Source organism: Pseudarthrobacter sp. NPDC058329 (genome assembly GCF_042879835.1).
Taxonomy (GTDB): domain Bacteria; phylum Actinomycetota; class Actinomycetes; order Actinomycetales; family Micrococcaceae; genus Arthrobacter.
In genome coordinates, this window is sequence record NZ_JBHVZR010000001.1 from 460,219 (window position 1) to 481,054 (window position 20,836).

15 protein-coding genes and 1 tRNA gene are annotated in these 20,836 nt (G+C 65.1%); 8 read left to right on the forward strand and 8 right to left on the reverse strand.

Annotated elements, in window-relative coordinates:
* Window positions 1–3: 3 nt before the first annotated feature.
* Together hrpA and ACFVYC_RS02185 are read right to left on the reverse strand one after the other, a co-directional pair.
* Window positions 4–3,969 carry an ATP-dependent RNA helicase HrpA gene (gene hrpA, locus ACFVYC_RS02180; protein ID WP_387546059.1) on the reverse strand — a complete coding sequence of 1,322 codons (3,966 nt, stop codon included), beginning with the start codon at window positions 3,967–3,969 and terminating at the stop codon, window positions 4–6.
* An 82-nt stretch (window positions 3,970–4,051) separates the two neighbouring features.
* The gene (locus ACFVYC_RS02185; protein WP_387546061.1) at window positions 4,052–4,219 is read right to left on the reverse strand and encodes a hypothetical protein; all 168 of its coding nucleotides are present in this window, start codon (window positions 4,217–4,219) and stop codon (window positions 4,052–4,054) included.
* An 81-nt stretch (window positions 4,220–4,300) separates the two neighbouring features.
* On the opposite strand from ACFVYC_RS02185, the gene ACFVYC_RS02190 reads away from it, so the two are divergent.
* Window positions 4,301–5,269 carry a GlxA family transcriptional regulator gene (locus tag ACFVYC_RS02190; RefSeq protein ID WP_387546063.1) on the forward strand — a complete coding sequence of 323 codons (969 nt, stop codon included), beginning with the start codon at window positions 4,301–4,303 and terminating at the stop codon, window positions 5,267–5,269.
* Between the two features lie 9 nt (window positions 5,270–5,278).
* Here ACFVYC_RS02190 and ACFVYC_RS02195 read toward each other — a convergent pair whose 3' ends face one another.
* From ACFVYC_RS02195 to ACFVYC_RS02220, 6 genes are all read right to left on the reverse strand, one after another.
* A complete protein-coding gene (locus ACFVYC_RS02195) occupies window positions 5,279–5,599 on the reverse strand; it encodes a protealysin inhibitor emfourin (protein WP_387546066.1) in 321 nt (106 codons plus the stop codon).
* Between the two features lie 62 nt (window positions 5,600–5,661).
* The gene (locus tag ACFVYC_RS02200) at window positions 5,662–6,705 is read right to left on the reverse strand and encodes a M4 family metallopeptidase (RefSeq protein WP_387546068.1); all 1,044 of its coding nucleotides are present in this window, start codon (window positions 6,703–6,705) and stop codon (window positions 5,662–5,664) included.
* A 549-nt stretch (window positions 6,706–7,254) separates the two neighbouring features.
* Window positions 7,255–7,330 (reverse strand) — tRNA-Arg (locus tag ACFVYC_RS02205).
* A 125-nt stretch (window positions 7,331–7,455) separates the two neighbouring features.
* Complete coding sequence (locus ACFVYC_RS02210; protein ID WP_387546070.1) at window positions 7,456–9,000, reverse strand: FAD-dependent oxidoreductase; 1,545 nt, start codon at window positions 8,998–9,000, stop codon at window positions 7,456–7,458.
* On the reverse strand, window positions 8,997–9,869 hold the full coding sequence (locus ACFVYC_RS02215) for an FAD:protein FMN transferase (protein ID WP_387546072.1): 873 nt from the start codon (window positions 9,867–9,869) through the stop codon (window positions 8,997–8,999). The genes ACFVYC_RS02210 and ACFVYC_RS02215 overlap by 4 nt, the downstream gene beginning before the upstream one ends.
* A 3-nt stretch (window positions 9,870–9,872) precedes the next feature.
* Complete coding sequence (locus ACFVYC_RS02220; protein WP_387546074.1) at window positions 9,873–10,337, reverse strand: hypothetical protein; 465 nt, start codon at window positions 10,335–10,337, stop codon at window positions 9,873–9,875.
* A 171-nt stretch (window positions 10,338–10,508) separates the two neighbouring features.
* On the opposite strand from ACFVYC_RS02220, the gene argS reads away from it, so the two are divergent.
* The 7 genes from argS to prfA all read left to right on the forward strand — a co-directional run bounded on the left by argS (window position 10,509) and on the right by prfA (window position 20,824).
* Complete coding sequence (gene argS, locus ACFVYC_RS02225) at window positions 10,509–12,173, forward strand: arginine--tRNA ligase (RefSeq protein ID WP_387546076.1); 1,665 nt, start codon at window positions 10,509–10,511, stop codon at window positions 12,171–12,173.
* Window positions 12,174–12,177: 4 nt separating this feature from the next.
* Complete coding sequence (gene lysA, locus ACFVYC_RS02230; RefSeq protein WP_387546078.1) at window positions 12,178–13,653, forward strand: diaminopimelate decarboxylase; 1,476 nt, start codon at window positions 12,178–12,180, stop codon at window positions 13,651–13,653.
* Complete coding sequence (locus ACFVYC_RS02235; protein ID WP_387546079.1) at window positions 13,654–14,970, forward strand: homoserine dehydrogenase; 1,317 nt, start codon at window positions 13,654–13,656, stop codon at window positions 14,968–14,970.
* The gene (gene thrC, locus ACFVYC_RS02240; protein ID WP_387546081.1) at window positions 14,971–16,077 is read left to right on the forward strand and encodes a threonine synthase; all 1,107 of its coding nucleotides are present in this window, start codon (window positions 14,971–14,973) and stop codon (window positions 16,075–16,077) included.
* A gap of 2 nt (window positions 16,078–16,079) precedes the next feature.
* Window positions 16,080–17,054, forward strand: coding sequence for a homoserine kinase (gene thrB, locus ACFVYC_RS02245; RefSeq protein ID WP_387546083.1), 975 nt, complete (start codon window positions 16,080–16,082; stop codon window positions 17,052–17,054).
* 297 nt (window positions 17,055–17,351) lie between these two features.
* Window positions 17,352–19,514 (forward strand): transcription termination factor Rho, encoded by a 2,163-nt coding sequence (gene rho / locus ACFVYC_RS02250; RefSeq protein ID WP_387546085.1) that lies wholly within the window; start codon window positions 17,352–17,354, stop codon window positions 19,512–19,514.
* 236 nt (window positions 19,515–19,750) lie between these two features.
* The gene (gene prfA / locus ACFVYC_RS02255; RefSeq protein ID WP_387546088.1) at window positions 19,751–20,824 is read left to right on the forward strand and encodes a peptide chain release factor 1; all 1,074 of its coding nucleotides are present in this window, start codon (window positions 19,751–19,753) and stop codon (window positions 20,822–20,824) included.
* Window positions 20,825–20,836: the final 12 nt, after the last annotated feature.

Here is a 20,836-nt window from a genome sequence, read left to right on the forward strand (position 1 = left end):
GTCCTAGGCCGGGGCCAGCGCCCTGTTGAGCACGGCGCGGATCCGCTTCTCGGATACCGAATAGGCCGTTCCGAGTTCTACGGCGAACAGGCTCACCCGGAGCTCTTCGAGCATCCACCGCACCTGGGCGAGTTCGCTGCCTGCCCGCCGCCCGGGAAGCAGGGCTGACACGGCGTCGTCGTAGTCGTCCTCAAGCCGCTGCACCACGGCCATGCTGAGAGCGTCGCGCTGGACGTTGCCCGGGAGGCGTTCCACGCGCTTCTCAATGGCGGCCAGATACCTCGGGAGCTGGCTGAGCTGGGCATAGCCGGTCCGGGCCACAAAGCCCGGGTAAACCAGCTGCTCAAGCTGGCTCTTGATGTCGTTGAGCGCGCTGATAAGGGCCAGGCTGGTAGTGCCTTTCAACTGCTTTTCGATGCGCCGGGTACTGGCCAGGATGCGCTCCACCACCGCCGTCACGCTGAACACCGTGTCGATCAGTTCAGCCCGAACCATTTCATAGAGCGCGTCGAAGGACTTCCTGTCCCAGGGAAGCTCTATGGGGGTCAGCTTGTCGATCGCCGCCAGCGCGCAGTCAGCGATGAGGGCCGCTACTGAGCCGTGCGGATTCTGGCTGAAGGTCAGCTTCTCGGTGTTGCTCAGGTGCTCCAGCACATAGCGGTCGGGTGCGGGAACGCGCAGGGCCAGCAGCCTGATCACGCCGCCGCGCATGGCGTCCTGCTGTTCGTCCGCTGTCTGGAATACCCGAAGGGCCACAGACTTGCCCAGGTCCACCAACGCCGGATAACCCGTGACGGTGTGGCCCTTGACCGTGTTGCTGACCTGGCGCTGGAGCGTCCCGAAGCTCCACTCGGTGAGGCCATCCCGCTCCCGGAACCCGGCCGGGGCGGACCCGGCCGGCACGTCGGCGGCCGCCTGCACGCGGGGTGACCCGCCGTCGTCGGACTTTCCGGCAGCGCCCCCGGCCTTGCTGCGCGGCGCGGTGGAAGCGGGTGTTGCACCCAGCGATTCGGCAATGGCCCGACGGGTGGCCGGCGCAAGCTTTTCCTGAAGTGCGGCGAGGTCCTTGCCTTCATCCAGGACCTTGCCCTTGCTGTCAACCACCTTGAACGAGACGCGCAGGTGCGGGGGCACAGCTTCCCAGTTCCACGATTCGGGCGGGATGACGTGCCCACGGACGCGGCGAAGCGCAAGTTCGAGGGACGGTTCAAGCTCGTCGGAGGCCGGATCGAAGTCCGACTCAAGGACTGCAACTGCCTGCCGCGCCACGTCCGGGGCCGGGACGAAGTTCTTGCGGATCTGCTTGGGCAGGGACTTGATCAGGGCTGTTACCAGTTCCGCGCGCTGGCCGGGAATCAGCCAGCGGAACGCCTTGTCGTCCAGCTGATTAAGGAACAGGACCGGCACTTCGGCGGTGACGCCGTCGCTGGGGTTGGGCGGGGAGCCGGGAGCCACGGGGTGGAACTCATAGGTCAGCGGGAGCTCGAAGCCCTTGTGCAGCCAGGTCTTCGGGTAGGCAGAGACGTCGAGGTCGTCGGCATCGTCGCTGAGGAGGAGTGATTTGTCGTAGTCCAGGAGGTCGGGGTTTTCGCGCCGGGCCTCTTTCCACCACTTATCAAAATGCCGCTCTGACACCACGTCCGGACCGATCCGCGCGTCGTAGAACTCGAACAGCGTCTCGTCATCCACCAACAGGTCCCGGCGGCGCATCCTGGCTTCAAGTTCCTCGACCTCCTGCAGGAGGGCCCGGTTGCGGTGGAAGAACTTGTGGTGCGTTTTCCAGTCGCCCTCCACCAGGGCGTGCCTGATGAAGAGTTCCCTAGCGACGACGGGGTCCACCCTGCCGTAGTTGATCCGGCGCTGGGCGATGATGGGCACGCCGTAGAGAGTGACCTTTTCGTAGGCCATGACGGCGCCCTGGCGGGTGGACCAGTGGGGTTCGCTGTAGCTTCGCTTGACCAGGTCCGGGGCCACCTGCTCCGCCCATGCGGGATCGAACCTGGCGGCCACCCTTGCCCAGAGCCGGCTTGTTTCCACCAGTTCGGCCGCCATGACGAAGGTGGGTGACTTCTTGAACAGTGCCGAGCCGGGGAAGATCGCGAAGCGGCTTCCGCGGGCACCGGCATATTCACGTTTGCGCTCATCGAGGATGCCGATATGGCTCAGGAGCCCGGAGAGGAGGCTGATGTGGATGCCGTCGTGGTTGCCCACGGGGTCGGCAAGGCGTTTGTTGTCGAGGCTGATGCCCAGGGGCCGGGCCAGCTGGCGCAGCTGGGCAAACAGATCCTGCCACTCGCGCACGCGGAGGTAGTTGATGAATTCGGCCCGGCACAGGCGGCGGAAAGCCGACGACGAGAGTTCCTGCTGCTTCTCCTGGATGTAGTTCCAAAGGTTCAGGAAGCCGGTGAAGTCCGAGTTCTCGTCCTTGAACCGGTTGTGCTTTTCCGCCGCGAGCTGCTGCTTGTCCGTGGGGCGCTCGCGGGGGTCCTGGATGGTAAGGGCCGCAGCGAGGACCATGACCTCGCGGACGCAACCGCGTTTGCCCGCTTCCACAATCATCCGGCCCAGCCGGGGATCCACCGGCAGCTGGGCGAGTTTCTGCCCGACGGCGGTCAGCCCGCCGCCGCCCTTAGCCCCGTCCGTGCCGTTTTGGGGCCGTGCGGCAGCGAGGGCGCCGAGTTCGCGCAGCAGGGTGACGCCGTCGTTGATTGCCCGCGTTTCCGGCGGTTCCACAAAGGGGAAGTTTTCGACGTCCTTCGGTCCGCGGGCCACTCCCATGGCTGTCATCTGCAGGATGACGGCCGCCAGGTTGGTGCGCAGGATTTCAGGGTCCGTGAAGGGGGGACGCGACTCGAAGTCATCCTCCGAGTAGAGGCGGATGGCGATACCGTCTGACACGCGCCCGCACCGCCCGGAACGCTGGTTGGCCGATGCCTGGGAGACGCGTTCGATGGGGAGCCGCTGGACCTTGGTGCGGTGGGAGTACCGGGAGATACGGGCGGTGCCGGTGTCGATCACGTACTTGATGCCCGGCACGGTCAGCGATGTTTCTGCCACGTTGGTGGCCAGGACAATCCGGCGCCTGCTGCCGGGGTGGAACACCTTGTGCTGCTCCTGCAGGCTGAGGCGGGCAAACAGGGGGAGGATCTCCGTTCCCGCCAGCCTTCGGTTGGATTGGATGCGGGCCTGGAGCGCATCGGCAGCGTCCCGGATCTCGCGCTCGCCGGAAAAAAACACCAGGATGTCGCCGGGCGCTTCGGCAGCGAGTTCGTCCACCGCGTCACACACGGCGTCGAGGGGGTCGCGGTCTTCCTCGAGTTCGTCGTCGGAAGCGTTCTCCTCATCCGTTCCGGCCGGTGGCTGTGACAGCGGGCGGTACCGGATTTCCACCGGGTACGTTCGCCCCGAGACCTCGATGATGGGCGCGGGGTGTTCGGGCGTGCCGAAGTGTTTGGCAAAGCGCTGGGGATCGATGGTGGCGGAGGTGATGATCACCTTGAGGTCAGGCCGCTGTGGCAGGATCCGCTTCAGGTAGCCGAGGATGAAGTCGATGTTGAGGCTGCGCTCATGGGCTTCGTCAATGATGATGGCGTTGTACTTGCGCAGGAGCTTGTCGCGCTGGATTTCCGCCAGCAGGATGCCGTCAGTCATCAACTTAATTTTGGTGTTCCGGCTGACCTCGCCGGTGAAGCGGACTTGAAAGCCGACTTCCTGGCCGATGTCCACGCCCAGTTCCTCGGCAATGCGCTCAGCGACCGTCCGGGCCGCAAGCCGGCGCGGCTGGGTGTGGCCGATCAGCCCGTTATCACCCAGGCCTAGTTCGAGGCACATCTTGGGAATCTGGGTGGTCTTACCGGAGCCGGTCTCGCCGGCAATGATGGTGACCTGGTTCGCTGCGATGGCGGCCATCAGGTCTTCGCGGCGCTCGGATACTGGCAGCTCGGCAGGATAGGAGATGTGAAGTGTCATGGCTGCTGACAGTCTACTGCGGGAGCCCGGGCTTCCCGTTTCGACTGCTTGCAGCCTTCCCCAGCCGTTGGCTGGTCAGTGCTTAGAAAATGCGGAGCGTGTAGTTGGTGCTGGGAAGGTCCAGCGCGGACCATGTTTCATGCGATTCGACGGGAGGCGTGTGCCCCCGGCCGTCCCGCAGGAGGGCCGACACAGTGGCGGCAAATACGAGGAGCAACAGGATGATGAGGATGGTTGTGAAGATTTCCATGCCTCCATGCTGCTCCTGTGTAACATCAAGAAAAAGTGGCAGAAATGCCCAAAAAGCTAAAATTCCTGCCATAATGGAAGCATGCTGAAATCAGTAGCCGTCATCGTGGTTCCCAACTTCTCGATGTTCGAATTTGGCACTGCCTGCGAAGTGTTCGGGATCGACAGGTCGGAGCGGGGGAGCGGCGTCCCTGCCTTCGACTTCCGCGTCTGCACGCCGACCCCGGGGAACATCCAGCTCAAATCCGGATTGTCCATGAACGTAAGCCTGGGGCTGGAGGCTACCGCGGACGCCGATCTGGTCATCATGGCCCCCTACGGCCGGGAAGAGGACCTGCCTGAATCCGTCCTCGAAGCCCTTCGTGCCGCGGATGCGAGGGGAGCATGGGTGATGTCCATCTGCTCCGGTGCCTTCGCCCTGGCCCGGGCCGGTCTCCTGGATGGCCGGCGCTGCACCACGCATTGGCACTACTCGGACCAGTTGGCCACCGAGTATCCGAACGTGAAGGTGGACGAAAACGTCCTGTACGTCCAGGACGGCAACATCATCTCCTCGGCTGGTACGGCTGCCGGCATCGATGCCTGCCTGCATTTGGTGCGGGTGGAATTGGGTGCACACGTGGCCGCCGCGATCGCCCGCGACATGGTGGTCCCCCCGCACCGGGATGGTGGCCAGGCACAGTTCATTGACCGGCCGATGCCCACCTGCGGCTCCGCGCCGATGGAGGAACTTCTCCGCTGGATGGTTGAGCACCTGGACCGCGAGCATTCGGTGAACGAGCTTGCGGCGCGGGTGCACATGTCCGCCAGGACGTTCGCCCGGAAGTTCAGGTCCGAAACCGGGGCGACGCCCGCAGCCTGGCTCAACTCGCAGCGGGTGCTTCGGGCCCAGGAACTCCTCGAGGCCACGGACATGAACATTGAGGAGATCGCGCGTGAGTCCGGATTTGGGCATCCGGTCCTGCTGCGGCACCACTTCGGGAAAGTCCTGGACACCAGCCCGCAGTCCTACCGCAGGGCCTTCCGCGGACAGCTGGCGGAAGTAGGCTAGGCCCGGGCTTCAGGCCTCCCGGCGCTGTGCCGCGCGGGATTTCTCAGCCGCCGCCCGGGTGCTGTCCACCAGCACCCGCCAGGGCCCGGTGACTGCACGCTCGGGCAGCGCGGCGCGATGCTCCCCGGCCCGGATGGAGTAGATAAACCGGTCGGGTTGGGCACCCGAAAATTCGGCTGCGGCGGCCCGTGGTGTCCTGGGCACTGCGTCCCAGGGGCATGCTTCCACGATGGGCTGCCACTGGTTCCGTGCGGTTTCGGACACAGCGTTCACAGTCCAAACCCGAGTCATCGCCGCTATGCCGCCGGTGCGCTCCACACTGATCTTCATGGCCTGGTTCCTGGGTGGTACGTCGGGCCTGGTGGACCGAAGTACGGCAGCCAGGCGTCCCGTTAAAGCTTGACCTTCACAGTTTCCCACGCGTTCCGCACGGCGTCATGCTCTTTTGAATCAGAACCGAAAAGCTCCTTTGCCGTAGCGGCAGTGGCGCGGGCGAAGACGGTGAACGTGGCACCAGTGGGCAAATCGCCGCAGGTGAGTGTCTCGTACCAGATGCGCCCGGGGGAGTCCCAGGCGTTTCCGCCCAGCTGTTCGGCCACCAGGTAGAATGCCCGGTTGGGGATGCCTGAGTTGATGTGGACACCGCCGTTATCAGCGCTCGTCCTCACGTAGGAGTCCATGGAGTCCGGCTGGGGATCCTTACCCAGCACGTCGTCGTCGTACGCGGTTCCGGGGGCTTTCATGGACCGCAGGGCGCGCCCCTCCACCTCCGGCGTGAAAAGCCTTTCGCCGATGAGCCAGCTTGCCTCCGTGGCCGGCTGGTTCTTCACGTACTGCTCCACGAGGGCACCGAAAACATCCGACATGGACTCGTTGATGGCACCGGCCTGGTTCCGGTACACCAGCGCGGCCGAGTGCTGGGTAACCCCGTGGGCAAGCTCGTGGCCAATAACGCTGAGGGACCGGGTGAAGCGCTCAAAGACCTCCCCGTCGCCGTCGCCGAAGACCATCTGCGTGCCGTCCCAGAACGCGTTGTCGTAGAGCTTGCCAAAGTGCACGGTTGCCTTCAGGGGCAGCCCCCGCCCGTCGATGGAGTTCCTTCCGAAGACGTCCGCGTAGAGGCGATGGGTGTGGCCCAGCCCGTCATAGGCTTCATCAGTTGCGGGATCCCCCGTTGCGGGTTCTCCCTCCTTGCGGACGAGTTTGCCCGGAAGGGTTTCCGAGCCGTCGGCGTCGAAGATCGAGCGGTTGGACGGTCCTGGTTTGGCTTGGCGCACTCCTGCCGGCACCTCGGGGGCGGCCTGGATGCGGGCTGCCTGGACAGACCGGACGTGCCCCAAAGCTTCCTTGGCGGCTCTTGCGGCGGCGGAGAACTCCGGGGCGTCCTGCCTGGCCAGCCGCCTCAACAGGTAGGGCGGGATGATGGAACAGTACATGTGAGACCCCTTTACTTCTGCTGGTGTGAACAGCCTACGAGGAGGCCCTGACAAAGGGTGGGAGCACACAGGGCCACGCCGTCCGTGAAGTGCCGAGGGCTTTGGTGCACTTCGCTCGCAGGGCACTGGGAAAAGTTTGTAAAAACTTTGCAGGAGAGCGGCGGCCCAGGCAGCACTACACATGCGAACACCAGGACTGGAAACCACCACTCCGGCCGGACTCTGCTTCGCCTGTAGACGTCAGCGTGCTGGACGACCCTTTGCAATTTTTGGCCTCCACCTGACGGCCTGGCCCGTCCGGCCTCCGCCCGACGATGTGCCTGCCCAGAATTTGTTGTGGCACGAAGAGTTGCCGGAAGACACCTATGAGGACTGGTTGTTGCCCGGGTACAGGTTGCCGAAAGACCCTCTCCCGGAGGAAATATGGTGGCGATGGCCTGCGAGGTCCAGGACAACCAGGTCCACCGGAGCCGGGGAAGCAAAGACGCGGCCTCAGGAGCCCGACAAACAAAAAGAAGCACCCCGGTCGGTGGACCGGGGTGCTTCAGCTGGTGCCCTCGATAGGATTCGAACCTACGACCTTCTGCTCCGGAGGCAGACGCTCTATCCCCTGAGCTACGAGGGCAATCCGGGGGTTCCTGCCGTTGCTGGCGGGACGTCCTAGAGCTTAGCAGGAAGGTGGCCCGCAAGGGAAAATCGCCACACCGCCACTCAGTTCGTCAGGCCGGTCCGGGATCTGTGCCGCGGATGTCAGTAGCCGGAGAACGAGTCCACGTGCACCCGCCTGGCCCCCGCCTGCCTTGCTGCGCGCCGCAGCGAAGCGACGCTGGCGGGCGAACCCGAAACATAGACTTCGCGGCCAGCGATGTCGGGAACGAGCGCCTTGAGAGCCTCACCGTCCACCCTGGCTCCATCAGCCGGAAACGCAGTGATGTGCGACGGCGGCTCAGAACCATCAGCAATCCGGGCCACCACACGGATGCCTGCGGCCTTCAGTTCATCCGCATACGCAAGTTCGTCTGCGCTCCTTGCCAGCACGAGGAGCACGGCGTCGCGGTCCTCCATCCCTCCGAAGGAGATGTGTGAAAGGAAGGGCGTGATGCCGATGCCGGCGGCCATCATGAGGACGGGCTTGCGGGGATCGCGGGGGAGGACAAAGTCACCTCCAACGGAAGTGGCCATGACTTCGTCGCCCGGCTGCAGCGACAGAAGAACCTTCTTCGCAGCCGAGAGGGGCTCGGCAGTCCGCACGCCGAACTTCACCACCCGTTCCCTGGGGGAACCCGTCAAACTGAACACCCGGCGTCGTCCCTTTCCATCAGACTTGGCGTGCGGAAGGTCCAGCTCCATGTACTGTCCCGGTACAAAGCGGACAGGCCGGGAGGGCTGAAAGGAAAACTCAGTGGTGCTCGGCGTCAGCGGCCTCGTCCCGTTGAACTTCAACCGCACCCCGCCCCGCTGGCCCGCCATAAAAGCCAGGATATTGCCCAGCAGCAACGCGGCTTCAGGAGAGTTGGCCAGGAAGCCGAAGTTGTAGGGAACGGCAAAGACCACGCCCACCACGGCTGCAAGTGCCAGTTGCTGCCATTTGCGCGGCGGCAGAGTGAGGGGCTCGGTCAGCATAAAGCCCACGAAGAACAGCAGCGGCCGCTGGGCCAAGGACTGCCACAACGCCATCCCCACGGACATGCCGGCCTGAAGCAGTTCTGCGGAAATAATGGCGCAGGACACAACGAGGAACACCGAAGCCATCAGGAACCTGCGGGTGCGGTACAGGACCAGGAGGACCCCTGGCACCAGCAGCAACAACATGGCAGGAGTAGCTGCCCACCAGGTGGCAATGTTGAGCCCCGTAAGCCCCACCACGAAGGCCCCCAAAGCGGCCGGGTTGAAGATGTGCCGCCCGCGCCACGCGAGTGCATACTTCGACGCCGATGCCAGGACGCAGGCCAGGGCCACTCCAGCCACATCCATCGGCGCGAAGGAGGGCCAGAACAGGAAATACAGCAGCAGCCCCGTGATAAGTGAGGATTCAGAATGGGGCCGCACCCGAAACAGAGCTGCCAAGGCCCTGTTCGAGGCGTACGTCAGGCCGAGGCACAGCACCAGGTGCGCCAGCATCTCGGGAATACCGAATGTCAGCCAGCCAAGAACGTCAAGCAGCAGGCTGTACGCGGCAAGCACGGCAAGGACAATCAGGACGAGGCGGTACATGGTGAACCGGCCAAGAACAGTATCCAGCCGGGCGGCCACGGACGGGGCCTGCCGGGCTTTCGGCGTTTCCACAGGGCTCATGTGAACAGTGTCCCTTCAAACTCGGCGGAGTGGGCAGCGCTTCCGTCAGAAAATACGGTCAACCAGGAGAAATCGAACTCCTGTTCCAAGCGTGCGCCTGGAACAAAGAAAAGCGCGGTAGCCAGGGCGTCGGCCAGCATCGCCGTGTCCGCCAGGGCCCACGTGGCGACGGCGGTCCTCACGGGCTGCCCGGTTGTTCCGTCCAGGACGTGGTGCAAGCCGTCGCCCCACGCCCGGCGGTTGGACGCCGAGGCACAGAGCGCCCGCCCTGCGAGGGGCACGACGCCGATTGCCTGCCCCGGATTGTAGGGATGCTCCAAAGCGACCGGGTTGGAACGGGGGCCCCTTGCCAGCAGGTCCCCGCTGCCGTCGATGACAAAGGAATCAATGCCTTCAGCGTCCAGTTCGTCCGCGAGCAGGTCCACCAACAGGCCCTTGCCCGCCGCCCCGATGTCAAGGACCACGGGCGAAGTGGTGGTGATGGTTGTTCCTGCCCACTCCAGGACTTCATCCCAGGGAGGTGCGGGCAGCGGGGCCCCTGAGGGCATGAGGGAGTATCGGGCGTCGTACCCCAGCCGCTCCAGGGAGGCGCCGATCAGCGGGGTCATGGCTCCGCCCGTCAGGCCGTAAAGGGTCCTGTACAGCGGACCAAGCCGGCCCGCCTCGTCCGAAAAACCAAACCGGCCGGGCTCCCGCGCCATGAAGCTGACGCGGGAGTCGGCACGGAAACGGGACCAGTCGGCGTCGAACTTCTCCACCCGGTCAAGGAGGCGCGTCCGCACGGACTCAGCAAGCGCAAGGGGCGTGGAGATCTCCCACTGCGTGCCGATTCCCTCGAACGAAAAGTCCTCCCAGTCCCCGCCCGGCACTGGCTACTGCGCCTCCGACTTGATCAGTTCCACGGCCTGGTTGAAACCGCCACTGGTCAGGGAAGAGCCTGCGACCTTGGAGACGTTGAGCTCATTGATGTTTTTGCCCACAATCTGGGACGCGATGCCGCCGGCAAACTCCCCCTGGAACTTGCGGGTGTTCGGATTGGAGGGATGCTCTGTGATGTTGACAGCCGTGACCGTGCCTGCTGCCAGAGTCAATTCAACGCCCACCGTCTCGGTGCCGTTCGGGGAAACGTAATTTCCGTCGGCGCTGTAAGTGCCGTCCTTGTACGTGCCACCACTGGTGGCCAGCGGCGACGCTCCTGCGGACGTGGTCGCCGCGGCGCTGCCGGCGGAGGCTGCCGGTGAGCTTTCAGCGGCGGACGGCGCGCAACCGGCCACCGTTCCAGCGAGGGAAAGGCCGGCGATTCCGGCGAAAACACTTTTGCGGACTGACGGTCTCATAAAGGCTCTCATTTCGGTTAAGTGTCTGGGACGGTGCTTACGCTGGTGTCAACGATGAACCCAGCGTATTGGTTCATCTTGTAGGTGGCTTGTGGATTTCCTGTGGAATGCCTATGTCGCGGCCACAGTCCCAATTCTTTTGCTGTCACTGGCCCCCGGTAGGCTAGAGGTGTGACTCCCGAAGAACTCTCCCTCGCCATATCCGCCTGCCTGAAAGACGCCGTCAACGCCGGCGAGATCGCCCTTTCAGCATCAGCAGTGCCAGACGAGGTACGCGTGGAGCGACCCAAGAACAGGGACCACGGCGACTGGGCCACCAATATCGCCCTGCAGCTTGCCAAGCCGGCCGGCACGAACCCCCGGGAGTTCGCCACCGTGCTGAGTGCGCGGCTTAAGTCGATCGACGGCGTCTCCGCAGTGGACATCGCGGGGCCCGGGTTCCTGAACATCACCGTGGATGCCGCAACAGCCGGCGCGCTCGCGAAGGTGATCGTTGAGGCCGGTACGCAGTACGGAACCAACACGGCGCTCACCGGCCACACCGTGAACATGGAGTTTGTTTCCGCCAACCCCACCGGGCCGCTGCACATTGGGCACACCCGCTGGGCTGCCCTGGGCGACGCCATCGCCAGGGTGCTGCGTGCTTCCGGCGCCCAGGTCACCGCGGAGTACTACATTAACGACGCCGGCTCGCAGATGAACACCTTCGCCAACTCGGTGTACTCCCGCCTCCACGGCCTGCCCGTGCCCGAGGGGGGATATCCCGGCCAGTACATCGCCGACCTGGGCCACGAGGTCCTCACCGCGCACCCGGACATCCGCGAGCTGACCGAAGTTGCTGCCCTGCCGGTCATCCGCGCCGCCGCCTACAAGGCACAGATGAAAGACATCAAGGCCACGCTGGCCGACTTCGGTGTCGAGTTCGACGTGTTCTTTTCCGAGCAGGAGCTGCACGACGCCGGGGCAATCCAAAGTGCCGTTGCCCGCCTTCGCGAGCAGGGCCACGTGTTCGACGACGGCGGTGCTGTCTGGCTGCGGACCACGGACTTTGGCGATGACAAGGACCGGGTGATGATCCGCGCCAACGGCGAGCCCACCTACTTCGCTGCTGACGCCGCGTATTACCTATCCAAGAAGGACCGCGGCTTCACCGAGAAGATCTACCTGCTCGGCGCCGACCACCACGGCTACATCAACCGGCTCAAGGCCATTGCCGCCTGCGCCGGAGATGATCCGGAGGTCAACATCGAGGTGCTGATCGGTCAGCTGGTCTCCGTGAACGGCGCCAAGCTGTCCAAGCGTGCCGGCAACATCATCGAGCTGAAGGACCTGATCGACTGGCTCGGCAAGGATGCTGTCCGCTACTCCCTGGCGCGGTTCCCGGCAGATTCGCCGCTGACCCTGGACCCCGAGCTGCTGAAGAAGCACAGCAACGAGAACCCGGTGTTCTACGTGCAGTACGCCCACGCCCGGTCCCGCGGCGCAGCCCGCAACGCTGTCGACGCCGGGGTGGAGCGCCGTGTAGACGGCAAAGACAGCTTCGATGCCTCCCTCCTGGACCATGCGACGGAGAACGAGCTGCTCTCGTACCTGGGCAGCTACCCCTCAATCGTGGCCAAGGCCGCGGAGCTGCGCGAACCGCACAGGGTGGCACGGCACCTCGAAACCATCGCCGGCGCCTACCACCGCTGGTACGATGCTTGCCGCATTGCGCCGATGGGCGACGAAGCGGTCACCGACGTCAACCGAACCCGCCTGTGGCTCAACGACGCCACCAGCCAGGTGCTGGCCAACGGCCTGGACCTGCTCGGCGTTTCCGCACCGGAACGGATGTAGCCCCATGACTGCCCAGGACACCACCAACGCCTCACCCCTTGCCCCTGAATGGCTCACAGTCCCTGCGGACCTGAATGCCCTGCAGGAACCCCTGTGGGCCCGGACTGTTGAACGGAACGACGACGGCGGGCTGGCAGTTGCCGGCGTTTCTGTCGCCGCCCTGAAGGAACAGTTCGGCACGCCGCTGTTCGTGATGGACGAGTCGGACTTCCGCGCCAGGGCACGTGCGTTCAAGGACTCCTTTGACGCCGCTTTTGCTGACATTTGCGGCGGCGTCGACGTCTATTACGCCGGAAAATCCTTCCTGTGCACCGCCGTGGTGAAGTGGGTGGAGGAGGAAGGGCTGCGCCTGGACACCGCCTCCGGCGGCGAACTGGCCGTGGCCGCGCGTGCCGGAATTCCGGGGGAGCGCGTCGCCCTGCACGGCAACAACAAATCCGACGCGGAGATCAACCGGGCGCTGGACATGAAGCTGGGCCGCATCGTGGTGGACAGCCTGGACGAGCTGGAACGGGTCGGGGCTATTGCCCAGGCCCGCGGTGAAGAAGCAAAAGTGATGCTGCGGCTCACGCCCGGCGTCCATGCCCACACGCACGAGTTCATCGCCACAGCCCACGAGGACCAGAAGTTTGGGCTCTCCATGGCGGAGGACACCACCGGGCAGGCCGGCCTGTCAGCCGCGGAGGAAGCCGTGGCGGCCGCCGCGGTGCACCCTGGCATCGAACTGCTCGGACTGCACTGCCACATCGGCTCCCAGATCTTCGAGCCGGACGGCTTCGCGCTGGCCGCGGAAAAGCTGCTCCGCTTCCTCGCCGCCATGCAGGAAAAGTACTCCATCGTTATGCCGGAACTGGATCTCGGCGGCGGCTACGGCATCGCGTACACGCCGGTGGACACCCCCCGCCCCGCAGCCGAAATCGCGAAGGCGATGGCCGCCGTCGTGCGTTCCACCTGCGCTGAGCTGGGCATTAACCCGCCCCGCATCTCCATTGAACCGGGCCGCGCGATCGTGGGCAGCACCACCTTCACCCTCTATGAAGTGGGAACCCTCAAAACCGTCCGCGTCGACGCGCCCGGCTCGGGCCAGAGCGACGAGGCCGGCGAAAACGTTACGTATCCGCGCCGCTATGTGTCGGTGGACGGCGGCATGAGCGACAACGCCCGCCCGGTGCTCTACGACGCGGATTATTCGGCGATCGTGGCCTCGCGCGCGTCCGCTGCCGCACCGCAGCTGTCCCGCGTGGTGGGCAAACATTGCGAGAGCGGCGACATAGTTGTTAGAGATGTATATCTGCCCGAGGACGTGGCAGCCGGTGATCTGCTCGCTGTACCGGGGACCGGCGCCTACTGCTGGGCCCTGTCAAGCAACTACAACTATCTGGCCCGGCCGGGCGTTGTCGCTGTGCGCGACGGATCTGCCCGGCTGATTGTCCGCGGGGAAACCGAAGAAGATCTGCTGAACCGCGACATGGGAGTCTGAATGACCGAATTGCGAACCCTGAAAGTGGCCCTGCTGGGCTGTGGCAACGTTGGGGCCCAGGTTGCGCGGATTCTCATCGAGGACGCCGACGCCCTTGCCGCCCGCACCGGTGCACGCCTGCAACTGAGCGGCATTGCCGTGCGCAACGTCAACGCTCCCCGCGACGTTGAACTGCCGCAGGACCTGTTCACCACCGACGCCGAGACCCTGGTCAAGGACGCGGACCTGGTCATCGAACTGATGGGCGGGATCGAGCCTGCCCGTACCCTCATCCTCGCCGCCCTGCGCAACGGTGCCTGCGTGGTCACCGGCAACAAGGCCCTCCTCGCCCAGGACGGTCCCACCCTCTACGAAGAAGCTGACAAAGCCCACGTCCAGCTGTCCTACGAAGCAGCTGTGGCCGGCGCCATCCCCATCCTGCGCCCCATCCGCGACAGCCTGTCCGGCGACCGCATCACCCGCGTGCTGGGCATCGTCAACGGCACCACCAACTTCATCCTGGACCAGATGGACTCCACCGGGGCCCAGTTCGCCGACGCCCTGGCCGAAGCACAGCGCCTGGGCTACGCGGAAGCCGACCCCACGGCCGACGTCGAGGGCCACGACGCCGCCGCGAAGGCTGCTATCCTCGCCTCGCTGTCATTCCACACCCGGTTCGCTCTGGAGAACGTGCACTGCGAGGGCATCACCTCCGTCAGCGCTGCGGACATCGCAGCGGCCAAGGATGCCGGTTTTGTTATCAAGCTGCTGGCCATCGCAGAAAAACTCACGGATGCCGACGGCGGTGAAGGCGTTTCGGTGCGCGTGCATCCCACGCTGCTGCCCCGCGAGCACCCGCTGGCTGCCGTCCGCGGTGCCTTCAATGCGGTGTTCATCGAGGCCGAGAACGCCGGAGAACTGATGTTCTACGGCCAGGGCGCCGGCGGCACCCCCACAGCGTCCGCAGTCCTCGGCGACCTTGTCTCCGCGGCCCGCCGCCTGGTCCTTGGCGGCCCGCAGCGTACCGAAACCACCACGGGCCACGTGCCCGCGCTGCCCATCGACGCTGCCGTCACCAGTTACTACATCGGCCTCGACGTGGCGGACCAGCCCGGCGTCCTCGCCAGGATTGCCCAGCTGTTTGCCGAGCACGGCGTGTCCATCGAAATCATGCGGCAGACCATCCACCGCGACGCCGAGTCCAATGCGGAGTCGGCCGAACTGCGGATCGTTACGCACCGCGCGTCAGAGGCTGCCCTCGCAGCCACCGTTGAGGCCGTGAAGGGCCTGGACGTCATCAATTCAGTTACATCCGTTCTGCGGGTAGAAGGAGTCTAAGTGGCTCACCAATGGCGCGGGGTCATCCGCGAATACGCTGACCGTCTGCCCGTGACGGAATCCACCCGGGTCATCACGCTGGGGGAGGGCGGCACCCCGCTGGTGCACGCGCAGAAGCTCTCCGAGCTCACCGGCTCGGAGGTGTACCTGAAGGTGGAGGGCATGAACCCCACCGGCTCCTTCAAGGACCGCGGCATGACCATGGCCATGACCGCCGCAGTAGCCTCCGGGGCCAAGGCCGTTGTCTGCGCCTCCACCGGCAACACCTCCGCTTCCGCAGCCGCCTACGCAACGGCGGCCGGCCTGAAATGCGCCGTCCTGGTGCCCGAAGGCAAGATCTCCATGGGCAAACTCAGCCAGGCCATCGCCCACGGCGCCACCCTGCTCCAGGTGGACGGCAACTTCGACAACTGCCTCGACATCGCCCGGAAGCTGGGGGAGTCGTACCCGGTGTTCCTGGTCAACTCCGTGAACCCCGCCCGCATCCAGGGACAGAAGACTGGTGCTTTCGAGATCGTCGATGCCCTGGGCGACGCACCGGACATCCACGTACTGCCCGTCGGCAACGCCGGAAATATCACGGCCTACTGGAAGGGCTACAAAGAGTACTCGGCTCCCTTCGAGTCCGAAACCGCCGGCACGCTTGCTCCCGTCGCCACCAGGACCCCCGCGATGTGGGGCTTCCAGGCTGCCGGTGCCGCGCCGTTCGTGGCCGGCCACCCCATCACCGAACCGGACACCATCGCCACCGCCATCCGGATCGGCAACCCGGCCTCCTGGGACGGCGCCATCGCCGCCCGAGACGAGTCCGGCGGATTCATCGATGCCGTCACGGATGACGAAATCCTCGCCGCCCACCGCTGGCTGTCCTCCCGCGAGGGTGTCTTCGTGGAGCCCGGCTCCGCCGCCGGCGTGGCTGGTCTCCTCAAGAAGCACGCAGCGGGCGAGGTTCCCGCCGGCAAAACCATCGTCATCACCGTCACGGGCCACGGCCTGAAGGATCCCCAGTGGGCCCTGCGCACCGAGGACGGCAGCGATGTGCAGCCGGTCAAGGTTTCCAACGACGTGGTCACTGTTGCTGCCGAACTGGGACTGGAAGAAAAGTAACCTTGAACGCCACCTCGCAGACCGCCGTCGGACTGCAACTTATAGAACCCGGACAAGAGGTCACCGTCCGGGTACCGGGGACCACGGCCAACCTTGGTCCCGGGTACGACAGCCTGGGCCTTGCCCTGGCACTGCATGACACGCTGACCGTGGAGAGCCTCGAATCCGAGGAGCTCCTGTTCGATCTTCGGGGTGAAGGCGCAGACACCCTCCCAAGGGATGCCAGCCACCTGGTCATCCGTGCCATGGAAGCGGCTTTCGAACGGCTGGGCTTCCGGCACGGCGGCCTGAAGGTCACAGCTGACAACGTCAATCCCCACGGCAGGGGCCTTGGCTCTTCTGCCTCGGCTGTAGTGGCAGCCGTTTCCGCAGCAAACGCCCTGGTGCCCGAGTCCAGCCGCCGCGGGAAGGACTGGATCCTTCAGCTCACCAGCGAGCTGGAAGGACACCCGGACAACGTGGCACCGGCCATTTTCGGCGGTCTGGCGCTGTCATGGCAGGACAGTGACCAGTACAGCAGCACCAGCGCAACGGTGTCCGAAGCCGTGGTTCCAGTGGTGGCTGTTCCTGATTTCGAGCTGTCAACGGAGGCCGCCCGTGCGCTGCTTCCAGCCTCCGTGGGGCATCATGCAGCCGCTATGAATGCCGGCCGCGCGGCCCTCTTGATCCATGCCTTGACCAGTAAGCCCGAGTTCCTGCTGGCCGGCACCGAGGACTACCTCCACCAGAGTTACCGTGCGGCGGCCATGCGTCCAAGTGCTGCGCTGATTTCGGCGCTTCGCGCAGCAGGCCACGCGGCAGTGGTGTCGGGTGCCGGGCCCACCGTGCTGGTCCTGGCGGACGGACAGCCTGAAGCGGCAGCCGTTGTTGCTTTCATCGAGGAGTTCACCGCCGCCAACACGCCGGACGTCGGGTGGCGTGTTCTGAAGCTGGCAGTGGACGTTGAAGGTGCTAAGGTGGAGTTGCACCGGCGGTAATTGACGCCTATCTGATCTGCTATTGCACTTAGTTGCCACAGGGTCTCTTACTGCGCAATCTATTCCGGTGCCGCCTGCTTGGTCTGTCGCAGGAATCTGCAGCACTCAAACTGCCCCTGAAGCGTCAGTCCTGCGTCCCACCATGGGTGGAGCGCAAGGTGAATCAGTATCCGGCCCTGCTGGCCGATATTCAACCGGCAAGGCCGAACAATCCGGCTGCAGATCTGAACTGCAGCCCAGATCAAATCATCGCGTCCAGCTCCCAGTCTGGACGCCGTCGAGGGGGAAGGATCCTTCGTGACCGAAACCACTGAGCTGTCGCCAGCTGTGGAACTATCTTCTGCTGCTGAATCACCGGCAGCATCCGCCAAGAGCAGCGGCCTTGCAGGCCTCAAGCTCGCCCAGCTGCAGGCACTTGCCAGCCAGCTCGGGATTTCCGGCGGTTCCCGCATGCGCAAGGGGGACCTGGTTTCAGCCATCTCCGCCCACCGCGCAGGCACCCCCATCACCAAGGCTCCGGCCAAGGCGGCGGAAAAGGCCGTCGAGAACGTATCTGCCCCGGCAACCGTTCCGGCAGTGTCCGCCCCGGCGAAATCTGCTGAAACAACCGAGGCCCCGGCTGAAGGAACGCGGGCACGTGGCCGTGGCCGCAGCCGCCGGGCCGTCAGCGATGGAGTGGTGGCGCCTGCAGCCGCCGAACCGGCTGCTCCCGAAACCAGCACGGCCGCCCCGGTCGAGGCTCCGGCTGCCAGCGAGGCCCCCGAAGCCGCCGAAGGTGCCGAGCGCCGCCAGCCGCGCACCCGCAACCGCCGCCGCGGCGAAGCAGCCGCAGCAGCGCCGCAGGGTGCCGAGAATGTGGAGGCGCCGGCAGAACAGGCCGACGCCGAGCAGCGCACCGGAGCGCAGGCCGGCGCAGAACCCCGCACCGCAGAACGCACCGAAGGTGAAGCCGGCGAAGCCGGGCAGCGCACCGACCGCCGCGAAGGCGGACGCACCCGCGGACGCGACAACGCTGCACGTGAGAACGCCGACGGCGGCCGCGACAACGCCGGCAGCCGTGAGGCAGGCCAGCGTGACGGCGCCCGCCGCGACGACAACCGCGACGACGATGCCGACGGCGGCAGCCGCCGCAACCGCCGCAACCGCCGCGACCGTAATGACCGCAACGATCGGAACGACCGCTCCGGCGGCCAGGATCGGGACAACTCCCGCAACGACCGTTTCCGCGACCGCAACGACCGCCGTCGTGGACGCGCCCAGGGACCGGACGTCGACGACGTCGAGGTTACCGAGGACGATGTCCTGCTGCCGGTTGCCGGCATCCTTGACGTCCTGGAGAACTACGCGTTCATCCGCACCTCCGGCTACCTCCCCGGCCCGAACGACGTTTACGTCTCCCTCGCCCAGGTCAAGAAGTACAACCTGCGCAAGGGCGACGCCGTGGTTGGCGCCATCCGCGCACCGCGTGACGGGGAAGACCGCAGCCAGCAGTCGGCCCGCCAGAAGTTCAACGCCCTGGTCCGCGTGACGTCAGTCAACGGCAAGACCTCCGAAGAACTCAAGGACCGCGTCGAGTTCGCCAAGCTGGTGCCGCTGTACCCGTCCGAGCGCCTGCGCCTCGAAACCGACCCCAAGAAGATCGGCCCCCGCGTCATCGACCTGGTCGCCCCGATCGGCAAGGGCCAGCGCGGCCTGATCGTCTCCCCGCCAAAGGCCGGTAAGACGCTCATCCTGCAGTCCATCGCCAACGCCATCACCACCAACAATCCTGAGGTCCACCTCATGATGGTGCTCGTTGACGAACGTCCCGAAGAAGTTACGGACATGCAGCGCACCGTCAAGGGCGAGGTCATTGCCTCAACCTTCGACCGCCCCGCCGACGACCACACCACAGTGGCCGAACTTTCCATCGAACGCGCCAAGCGCCTCGTGGAAATGGGGATGGACGTTGTGGTCCTGCTGGACTCCATGACCCGCCTGGGCCGCGCCTACAACCTGGCAGCACCGGCCTCCGGCCGCATCCTGTCCGGTGGTGTGGATTCCGCAGCACTGTACCCGCCCAAGCGCTTCTTCGGTGCAGCCCGCAACATTGAAAACGGCGGCTCGCTCACCATCCTCGCAACGGCACTCGTCGAGACCGGTTCCAAGATGGACGAAGTCATCTTCGAAGAGTTCAAGGGCACCGGCAACATGGAGCTCCGCCTGTCCCGCCAGCTGGCTGACAAGCGCATCTTCCCGGCCGTGGACGTCAACGCGTCCGGCACCCGCCGCGAGGAAAACCTGCTTTCCCCCGAGGAAGTCAAGATCATGTGGAAGCTGCGCCGCGTCCTTTCCGGACTCGAGACCCAGCAGAGCCTTGAACTCCTGACCAACAAGATCCGGGAGACCCAGAGCAACGTCGAGTTCCTGATGCAGGTTCAGAAGACGACGCTTGGTGCGAAGTCGGATAACGACAAGTAGCTGTCTTCGGGGCGGGGTGTCGGATTGTTCGTGCGGCTGGGTGCCGTGCGGACTTTCCGCCCCCGCCCCTTCGCATGGCGGCTCTGTCCTGACGGACCTTCGCCGCCACGCTCCGGCAGGCCCGATGCCACTCCCGGGGCGGAAAGTCCGCGCGGCTTTCGTCGTTGAGTCGCCGTCCTGCTTCGCGCCCCGCTTATGGCATTACTAGACTTGTACAAGTCGAAAGAGGTTTATAGATGTTTGAGTCCGTACAGGGCCTGCTTGATGAGCATGATGCTATCCAGGCACAGCTGGGAGATCCTGCTGTTTATGCTGATCAGCGGCTTGCCCGGAAGCTTGGGCGGCGTTCGGCTCAGCTCAACGGCATTGTTGAGGCCTATCACAAGTGGGAAGCCATTCAGGATGACCTTGCTGCCGCCAAGGAGATGGCTGACGAGGATCCTGAGTTCGCTGCCGAGGTGCCTGAGCTGGAGGAGTCGCTGGAGGTTGCCGCTGCCCGGCTTCGGCGCCTGCTCATTCCCCGCGACCCTGACGACGCCCGCAACGTGATCCTTGAGGTCAAGGGCGGTGAAGGCGGCGACGAGGCTGCACTGTTCGCTGCAGACCTCCTGCGGATGTACACCCGTTACGCGGAATCGCGCGGCTGGAAGACTGAAATCATCTCCGCCACCGAATCCGATCTTGGCGGCTACAAGGACGTGCAGGTTGCCGTGAAGGGCAGCTCCAACGATCCCGCCGAGGGCGTCTTCGCGCGGCTCAAGTTCGAAGGCGGCGTGCACCGCGTACAGCGTGTTCCCGTCACCGAATCCCAGGGCCGCATCCACACGTCCGCCGCCGGTGTGCTGGTTCTCCCTGAAGTGGATGAGCCCGAAGAGCTTGAGATCAACCAGAATGACCTGAAAATCGACGTTTACCGTTCCTCCGGCCCCGGCGGCCAGTCCGTGAACACCACCGACTCCGCCGTGCGCATCACCCACCTTCCCACCGGGATCGTGGTGGCCATGCAGAACGAGAAATCCCAGCTGCAGAACCGTGAAGCCGGCATGCGCGTGCTGCGGGCACGCATCCTGGCGCACCAGCAGGAGCAGATCGACGCCGAAAACTCGGCCCAGCGGAAGTCGCAGATCCGCACCATGGACCGCTCGGAGCGCATCCGCACCTACAACTACCCGGAAAACCGGATCGCGGACCACCGCACCGGCTACAAGGCGTACAACCTGGACCAGGTGATGAACGGCGACCTGGAACCGGTCATCCAGTCGGCCATCGAGATGGACGAACAGGCCCGCCTGGACGCCATCGGCGACTAACGCGTCCCCGGG

Excerpts from the sequence above, each read along its gene's own strand:
- ACFVYC_RS02200 (WP_387546068.1), bottom strand. The coding sequence starts at position 6,705 with ATGTACTGTTCCATCATCCCGCCCTACCTGTTGAGGCGGCTGGCCAGG.
- ACFVYC_RS02220 (WP_387546074.1), bottom strand. The coding sequence starts at position 10,337 with ATGAGACCGTCAGTCCGCAAAAGTGTTTTCGCCGGAATCGCCGGCCTT.
- ACFVYC_RS02210 (WP_387546070.1), bottom strand. The coding sequence starts at position 9,000 with ATGAGCCCTGTGGAAACGCCGAAAGCCCGGCAGGCCCCGTCCGTGGCC.
- lysA (WP_387546078.1), top strand. The coding sequence starts at position 12,178 with ATGACTGCCCAGGACACCACCAACGCCTCACCCCTTGCCCCTGAATGG.
- ACFVYC_RS02235 (WP_387546079.1), top strand. The coding sequence starts at position 13,654 with ATGACCGAATTGCGAACCCTGAAAGTGGCCCTGCTGGGCTGTGGCAAC.
- prfA (WP_387546088.1), top strand. The coding sequence starts at position 19,751 with ATGTTTGAGTCCGTACAGGGCCTGCTTGATGAGCATGATGCTATCCAG.
- ACFVYC_RS02195 (WP_387546066.1), bottom strand. The coding sequence starts at position 5,599 with ATGAAGATCAGTGTGGAGCGCACCGGCGGCATAGCGGCGATGACTCGG.
- ACFVYC_RS02185 (WP_387546061.1), bottom strand. The coding sequence starts at position 4,219 with ATGGAAATCTTCACAACCATCCTCATCATCCTGTTGCTCCTCGTATTT.
- ACFVYC_RS02190 (WP_387546063.1), top strand. The coding sequence starts at position 4,301 with ATGCTGAAATCAGTAGCCGTCATCGTGGTTCCCAACTTCTCGATGTTC.
- hrpA (WP_387546059.1), bottom strand. The coding sequence starts at position 3,969 with ATGACACTTCACATCTCCTATCCTGCCGAGCTGCCAGTATCCGAGCGC.